The sequence below is a fragment of the Thermodesulfobacteriota bacterium genome, assembly GCA_035325995.1.
Lineage (GTDB): Bacteria > Desulfobacterota_D > UBA1144 > Nemesobacterales > UBA2774 > JADLGH01.
In genome coordinates this window covers 1-7640 of record DAOKYU010000029.1, presented here as the reverse complement: position 1 = coordinate 7640, position 7640 = coordinate 1, and the positions used below count along the sequence as shown (strand labels likewise).

Annotated in this window: 7 protein-coding genes; 3 read left to right on the top strand and 4 right to left on the bottom strand. The window is 56.6% G+C overall.

The annotated features are described in order from the left end of the window. Positions 1-590: 590 nt before the first annotated feature. Both PKC29_15330 and PKC29_15325 read left to right on the top strand, forming a co-directional pair. Positions 591-1343: a hypothetical protein gene (locus tag PKC29_15330; GenBank protein ID HML96791.1), complete on the top strand. Its 753-nt coding sequence runs from the start codon at positions 591-593 to the stop codon at positions 1341-1343. Positions 1344-1354: 11 nt separating this feature from the next. Continuing rightward, positions 1355-2122 (top strand): PF20097 family protein, encoded by a 768-nt coding sequence (locus PKC29_15325; protein ID HML96790.1) that lies wholly within the window; start codon positions 1355-1357, stop codon positions 2120-2122. A gap of 429 nt (positions 2123-2551) precedes the next feature. Here PKC29_15325 and PKC29_15320 read toward each other — a convergent pair whose 3' ends face one another. The 4 genes from PKC29_15320 to PKC29_15305 all read right to left on the bottom strand — a co-directional run bounded on the left by PKC29_15320 (position 2552) and on the right by PKC29_15305 (position 6582). After that, a complete protein-coding gene (locus PKC29_15320; GenBank protein ID HML96789.1) occupies positions 2552-3544 on the bottom strand; it encodes a hypothetical protein in 993 nt (330 codons plus the stop codon). A 301-nt stretch (positions 3545-3845) separates the two neighbouring features. Beyond that, on the bottom strand, positions 3846-4169 hold the full coding sequence (locus PKC29_15315; protein ID HML96788.1) for a muconolactone Delta-isomerase family protein: 324 nt from the start codon (positions 4167-4169) through the stop codon (positions 3846-3848). A 1598-nt stretch (positions 4170-5767) separates the two neighbouring features. Continuing rightward, positions 5768-6088 (bottom strand): hypothetical protein, encoded by a 321-nt coding sequence (locus PKC29_15310; GenBank protein ID HML96787.1) that lies wholly within the window; start codon positions 6086-6088, stop codon positions 5768-5770. A 41-nt stretch (positions 6089-6129) separates the two neighbouring features. Then, complete coding sequence (locus tag PKC29_15305) at positions 6130-6582, bottom strand: hypothetical protein (protein ID HML96786.1); 453 nt, start codon at positions 6580-6582, stop codon at positions 6130-6132. Between the two features lie 458 nt (positions 6583-7040). Here PKC29_15305 and PKC29_15300 point away from each other — a divergent pair, with 458 nt between their 5' ends. Beyond that, on the top strand, positions 7041-7529 hold the full coding sequence (locus tag PKC29_15300; protein ID HML96785.1) for a hypothetical protein: 489 nt from the start codon (positions 7041-7043) through the stop codon (positions 7527-7529). Positions 7530-7640 lie beyond the last annotated feature (111 nt).

Here is a 7640-nt window from a genome sequence, read left to right as displayed (position 1 = left end):
CCGTAAATCACACATGCGTGTGTGGTCAGGCAAAAGTAGAAAACACTTGCACCATCCTTACCTGTTAGCTCAGAACTTCCCCTTCAGCCACTGGAGACCCATAGCAGTAAACAATCGAAGTGGCAGCGGTTTGCCACTGCCACCTGCCGCGCTTCAGGTGGCCTCGGCATCTCCTGCACTATGCCGAAAATGACACTACGTGTCCCCGGCCCGGCGGACTGTGTCCGCTGACATTCGAAGTAGCAGCGTCGTTGCCATTATCATCAGACGCGCTTCACGTGGTTATAGTCTCGGAACATCCTACGTCGTAAAACACACTTCGTGTGTGCTACTTTTCATCAAGGAAAAGTAGAAAACACCTGCACACCACTTGCCAGCTACTACAGAATTTCCCACTATCACCGGCCCTGCAGCTTCTACCAGCTCGAAGCTCAGTAGCCTTCCTACTATCGCCTGACGCACTTCATGCACTATAGCCTCCGAACGCGCTACGTCGAGAAACACACATACGTGTGTCCTTTGCCTTTCCCTCCACATACTTTATCCTTTTCCCAATCACGAAAAAGACAAAAAGGAGCACACGGCCGCACATGAAACGCCTTATAATTACAGCATTGCTATTCCTGCTGATTGCGCCTCCCGGGGCCATATCGCAAAACGCCGGGCCCGAAGCCGGGGCCCTCTCGCTCGACGAAGTCCTCGCGAAATACTACGACGCCATAGGCGGACTCGAAAACTGGGAAAAGGTCGACACGATGGTCATGGAAGGCAGCATCCACACGCAGGACCTCAAAATCCCGACGGCGGCCGAATACATGCGCCCCGATAAATGCCGCGTCGAATACACCATCCGGGGCGAAGTCGTCGTCCAGGCCTACGACGGCCGGGCGGCGTGGGAAAAGAACCCGCATTCCGGAACTCCTGGCCCTGTACAGCTCGACAAGGGCCGCACGGACTACCTCGCCGACAAATGCGACATCGAAGGCCCACTCGTCGGCTATAAAAACAAGAATCTAAAGGTGTCGCTCGACGGCCGCGAGGAGGTCGGCAAGCTGAACACGTACAGAATCAAGGTCGATTATCCCTCGGGCAGCGTCCAGTACTACTTCCTCGACCCTGAAACCTTCCGCCCCGTCCAGGCAATCGGCGTCTTCAACGTCGGCGGCAAAAGCTCCGCCGTCAAAACCCGCTTCGACGACTACCGGAGCGTCTCGGGCCTCTACGTCCCCTTTCGCCTCCTCTTCTCGAAGCAAGACGGCGCGCCTACGGAAGAGCTCCGCGTGGACTCCGTCGTCGTCAACTCCGGCGTCGCCGAAAAAATATTCTCGATGCCCGCGAAATAGCCCGCCGCCATATGAAAAATAAATCCGAGCTCATAGTCCCGGCACTCGTCATCCTCCTCCTCGCCGGGGTCGCCCTCTGGGCGGTCTACTCCTACGCCGGCGACTACCTCGACTACGAGCGCCTCTACGACGAAGGCCGCGAGGCCGTCGCGGTCGTCGTGACGAAAGGCGTCGAGCGCGACGACGGCCGGCTATCCCGGACCAGCGTCACCGATCCGTCCGACATCCACCGCGTCATCGTCGCGGTGGACGCCCCCAGGCCCGTCGGCGAAAAGCCGCCCTACTGCTCCTTCACGGTCTCTAAGCTCACGTACGACGTCCTCGTCCGCCGCGACAAGCTCGTCGTATCGTACCTCCCGTCCGACCCGTCCGTCTGCACGCTCCCCGACAGCCTATCCGCCAGCCGCACGGTCCTCATGTCGATGATGGCCGTCGCGGGCGCTCTTCTCCTGCTCGCGGCGGGATTCACGGTCCACGTCTACAGGTCGTTCCGAGATCCCGATCCCGGGAACCCGGTCAAGCTCACCACCGGGTTCGACCTTCCGCCGGGCGAGCCGCGTTGCCCGCGCTGCGGCGGCGAAATGACCGAAGGCTACATACCCTCTTCGGCGGGCATCCCGTGGCGCGACAGGAACGACCCCGTCGGCATGCCCACTATCGCGAGCGGACTCCCCGGCACGAAATCGATCCTCAAACGCCCGCGCCTCCACGCCTACCGCTGCCCCGATTGCAACATAGTCACGTTCAAATACGGCGGCGGATCGAGCCCCGGCAAATAACCACCCCAGGCCACTTATCCGCTAACCCGTCATTGCGAGGAAGCGCCTTCCGCGACCGCGGCAGTCTTCTTTTAATCCGTCATCCTGCCTGTCCGGCGAAGCTTTCAGCGAAGACGGAAACTACGATTCAGTATCTCACTTTTACCTTTAAATCCCCCCCTAGGAAAAGGGGGGAACATAGGGGGGATTTATATTTGCAGTCGTAGTCATCCTGAACTCGATTCAGGATCTCATCCTTTGCTTTTGCCCTTTCTTATTTTGAAAAGCCGGATTCCCGATAAAGGCACTCGGGAATGACAGAATTTCGCAAGATCTTAAATCAATCTCTGACTTCACTCTGTCTCCGTCAAAGCTGCGCCGGACAAGACACCTGTCAGGCAGGACGACGGATTATATCCTCGTGGACGAGCAGGAAATCATCCCCCTCCCTCAATACGAATCCTCTATCTTCCGCGGAAAAGTGAATATCGTATCGTCGAGCTCCGGGTTCAGCTCCACTGTCGAAACCCTGAACGTCTCGTTGTCGTCCACCCCGTCGAGGTCGAACTCGAAGTAATAGGGAATGATTATGCCGCCCGTGTCGATGTAATCGTCGACCTTCGTGGTCGAATCGACTTCCTTCTCCTTCAGCACAGCCTTGCCCTTGACGAAATACGGCAAGTAGGTCTCCGTATCGAGGTAGTAATAATCAACGCTGCCGGTCTTGTTCGTCACTTTCAGCTTAAACCCTTCGCGCCCGTCCACGCTCTCACGGCCGAGGTATTCGATCTTGTGCCCCTTGGCCACGTGGTCGATAAGCGGGCCGTCGAAGTCGCACGTCTCGATGAGGTCCTTCGCGTCGTCCCCTTCCAGGACCGCGGGCTTGCTGCCGTCCGTCGGGTTAAACTTCCATGCCTCCTTGCCGTCGAAGGACTGTATAAAGTAAATGTGTCCGAGGCTGAAATCTATGCGGCATTTGTCGGGGCGCTTGTAGACTATGGCGGTCGTGAAAACCTTGCCCATGGAATTCATCTTGCCCGTGTACTTCATCGTCTCGACCTTCTCCCACTTCGCCGGGCCGCCGATCGCGTCGTAGTAGCGCGAGAGTATCGTCTTCAGGTCCGGGTCCTTGTCCGAGGGCGGAATCTCGGCCTTGTCTTCGTCCTTCCCGGCCTCTTCTCCCGCGCCGGCGGATTCGCCGCCGTCTGCCTCGGGAGCGGAGGTAGCCTCCGGCCCGGCCGTCTCTTCGGGTTCGGCGGTCTCCTCGGGTTCCATGGTCTCTTCAGGCGCAGGCTCGTGCGCAGGGGTGGTTTCGCCGGTTACAGTCTCCGACTTCGAATCGGCGTTTCCGGCCTCCTCCTCGGTCGGCCTCCTGCACGAAAGCGCAAGCGGCAGCACGGCCACCGCAATTACAAGGAGCAAAATTGTGACGTAATTTCGCATGAATGTTCTCCCTCGGAGGGACAAGTCCCCCCCCGACTCAAGAAATGTTATAGGATAACTGATTAATTTCAACAGCAGATTTGAGAGCCGGGTGTGCAGGGCGGCGAGGCGGCCGGCGCGCGGCTCCGCCCGGGCGCCCCGGAATCAGGCGAAGTTCCGGCGAGTCGATATATCCCCGGAGGGGCTCCCCCCCCCCCCGGGGTTTGGAATCAGTCGTCCGTGAATGCGAATGTGAGAAACGGGCCGTAGAGTGTATGAGGAAATTACAGATGAGCTGGTTCGTATGCAAGCGGCGGGAACACTATCCTCCCGCTTTCAGGTTCTTAAGGATTGTGCGCTCCTGCCGGGCCCTCGCGTCAAAATCCTGAAGCGGGGTAACCTCCCATTCGAGCACGCCCCATATCGGAAGCGACCGCAGTATACGATCGAGATCGTCGTGCGATTCGGCATCCGCGATGAAGACGAATCCGCGGTCGCCCACAGGCAGCCCGCCGACAATCGTCCCCTCGTGTTCGAGATCGAGAAGCTCGTCGAACGCCGGAATGATAACGCTTTCCAGCACGTCCGCGGCCTCCTCCTCCGAACAGAAACCGGGCCCTTCAGACCCGATTACCAGGTATTTCATATATCCCCTCCTGACAAGTCAGAATGTTTTCTCACCGTACATTATATGGGCGATCCGGGCCCTGTCCAGTTTGTGATATTGCACCCGGGCGAAGCGGCGCGCGGGGACCGGCATTTTACAGCCGGTGCGTCTCTGTATCATTTCCGGATACGAACACGGGAAGATCGAGCCTCTAAACTGGAATCCGGAGCCGGGCGGGACGGGATAAAAAAAGTGCCGCCCGGGCATTTCTGCCCGGGCGGCACGAATCTGCCGCCATACGGGTTGCCCATTCCCTTATTAGTAAACGCGGCAAGACGTACTATATATAACATATTTTATGTCCAAATTACCAACCATGCGTGTAATTTTTTATAGTGACATCGCTGTAGTATTTATGACTACATCCCTACGGAAGCCTAAGGCGCTGTAATTATGCAATTTTTACGCGCCGCCTTCGTCTGCCGCCGCCGGGATAATTTTCACGCTCTCGGCAGTATTTCCAAAATCTATCATGTAAGTACATAATTTCGGCAAAATTCGCGACGACTCGAACGTATGCGAGAGCCCGTCTTTGTCCCTATTTTGTCCGATTCCAAGCGAGCGAGGAATCACCACATTTCTGTCATTCCCGAGCGTTTTAATCGGGAACCCACTACCGCCAGCAATCCATCAAGAATTCTTTGACTATAATATTGCAAGCTGTGTAAACGGCGCAGCAATACCCCTCCGGGCCGGCGGGCCACGTGCGCAGGAATTCGAAGTAGCAGGCTCATTGTCATTTTCTTCGGACGCGCTTTAAGTGACTTTAGCAACTTCGTTGCTATGCCGAGAAACACACATACGTGTGCTCGCGTGCCGGAATCCGACGTAGCAGCTTTGGAAATTCATAGCAACGCCCGGTCGTCCGTTCTATTTAATCACCAGACTTGCCACGCAAAAGACATCGAGCTTATGAACGTTAAAAATCCGACCTACCTTACTCTTCCCTCCCCCTCCCAGGGGGAGGGTCAGGGTGGGGGTATAATATTTAGAGCATTTAGCGAAGGAACGATGATTTTGCACGCCACGCGTGCAGGATTCCGAAGTAGCAGCAGTCTTGCTATTACCACCTGACGCGCTTCAAGTGACTTTAGCACCTTCTATGCTATGTCGAAAACGACACTACGTGTCCGGCCCGGCGGCTCGCTGCCGCTGGCAATCGAAGTAGCAGCGCATTTCTATTACCACCTTTCGCACTTCAGTTGCAAAAATCCATGAAGGTACTTCGTCGGAAAACACACTTCGTGTGTGCTACTTTTCATCAAGGAAAAGTAGAAAACCCCTGCACCACCCTTACCAGTTAAGTATAGAACTTCCCCTTCAGCCACTGGCGGACCGTGTCCGCTGACATTCAAAGTAGCAGCAGCCTTGCTATTACCACTCACCGCTCCTTATCCACTATAGATTCACGCCCCACCCTATGAATCCCAGACTATCAAGCCGCCCGCTTATCGCGGCGAAGGCCTTGGCCGAAGCCGGACGCGGCGCAGCAATACATTAAAAAGAAACAGCGGGAACGGATAACCTCCGCGCCCGCTGCCTTCGATATCCTGGATTTCAATCCTGGGACACTTACCTCAATCTTCCGTGCCCCCCGCGCCCGCGCCGCCGCTGTCCGTGCTCTCCGCCCCGCCGTGCGTGGAAGCGTCCTTCCCCTGCCCGCCGTAATATCCGCCGTCCTTCACGCTGCACGTCTCCATGCATCCCTTCTTCTCTCCGCCGTCCATCGGGAACGGTCCGAAATCGTTCGGCCCCGTTTGTGGAATCTGGGCGCTCTCTATCACGACCGGCTTTCCTCGAAACCCTTCATACGCCGCGCCGTCCGGCACGGCCCCCGCCGCCGGCGAAAACGCTGCCGGCGCGATCCCCATCAACAACAAAAACATCGCGTTCTTCATTCACAATCTCCCTGCTTGCAATTTGACAGCCGGATGTTCCGCTACTGATTAGGCGGCGGCAAGAACGGGTCGAACGTATCCCCCGGCTGAACAAGGGATCTCGGGTCCTTATCGTAATAATTATCGTCTTGTGTGACGTCGTATTCCTCTTCTTCCTGGTACCCCTGCTCGTCCGTATACTCGTCCTCGTAACCCTCGTCGTCGGCATATTCGTCTTCGGCGTATCCATCTTCGACCGGCTGGTCCCCGGGGACCGCATTGCCGTACTCGTCCGTATACTCGTCCGAATATTCGTCCTCGTAACCCTGATCGTTGTAATAGTTATCGTCGCCGTACGTCTCCTCTTGCTGGCAAAGCTCGACAGCCCCGCCCGCGTCGGCCTTCGAGATTTCCGGCGCCGCCCGCGTGAACCCGTCCGTCCGGATCGACGCCTCGGCCCCCGCCGCCAGCGCCAGCATGAGCAGCGGCAATGAAGCTAGAATCAGTCTATTCATCTCATATCCCTCCCGGTTTCGTGACCACTATTGAAACTATAACTCATAATCTCGCCATAAACATATAGTATGTTTCTCAAACCCGGCGTCATACGTTCGACTACAGCACTCGTGGCGTGTTGTAGTCAAAGCAGCGGCGTATTGCCATTGCCGCCAGCCGCGCTTACGGTGGCTTGAGCATCCAATTTGCTGCGTCGAGTAACACACTTACGTGTGTGTCATTCCTGCAACGATTCCGAGCGAGCGAGGAATCTACCTTATTGTTGTCATTCCTGCGGAGGCAGGAACCCATTCAGTTAATCCTTTGCCTTTCTTATTTTTAAAACTGGATTCCCGATGTACAAGCAGGATTCGAGCAGTCCCGGATTAACATATGTGCTATGAATCGGACGCTACACCGCCCCCAAAAAATCGCCTATAGCACTCCCCGAACTATAAGCTACACTTTTACCAAGCCAATGCTCCTGACGCGATTTTCACTGACATTAATCCTCGCGGCGGCCGCCCTGCTGACAGCATCGTCCGCCCCTTCCCGCGCCGCCGACATACGCGACAAGGTCATAAAGGAAACGATCCTCGACGAGCAGATCGCCCTCTTCTGCAAGATGAAATGCGTCGGCAACCAGAGCGAAGGCACTCTTAAAACCCTGACGCTCGAGCCTATCGACAAAGACAACTACGCCGTCTTCGGCATCGCCGCCCTCCGTAACCGCCACGTCCTCAGCGAGTACACCGTCTACGACCACACCGTCTACGTAAGCTCGCACGGCACGCTCGATTCGCGCACCTGCAAGGTCAAGGTCCAGGACGCCAGGGTAGACAACGACTACAACGGCATCTTCACGAGCCTCCTCCGGTCCGAAAGCGACGTCATAGGCAAAACCTTCGCAGTCCCCAACTGCCGCAAATTCATCGACGCGGACAGCGCCCGCAGGCAATCGAAGTAGCGACGGCTCGCCATTACCGCCCGCCACACTGCTACGCCGGGAAACACACTACGCGTGTGTCACCTCGAACAACAATTCCGAGCGAGCGAGGAATCCCCACTCTTCTGTCAT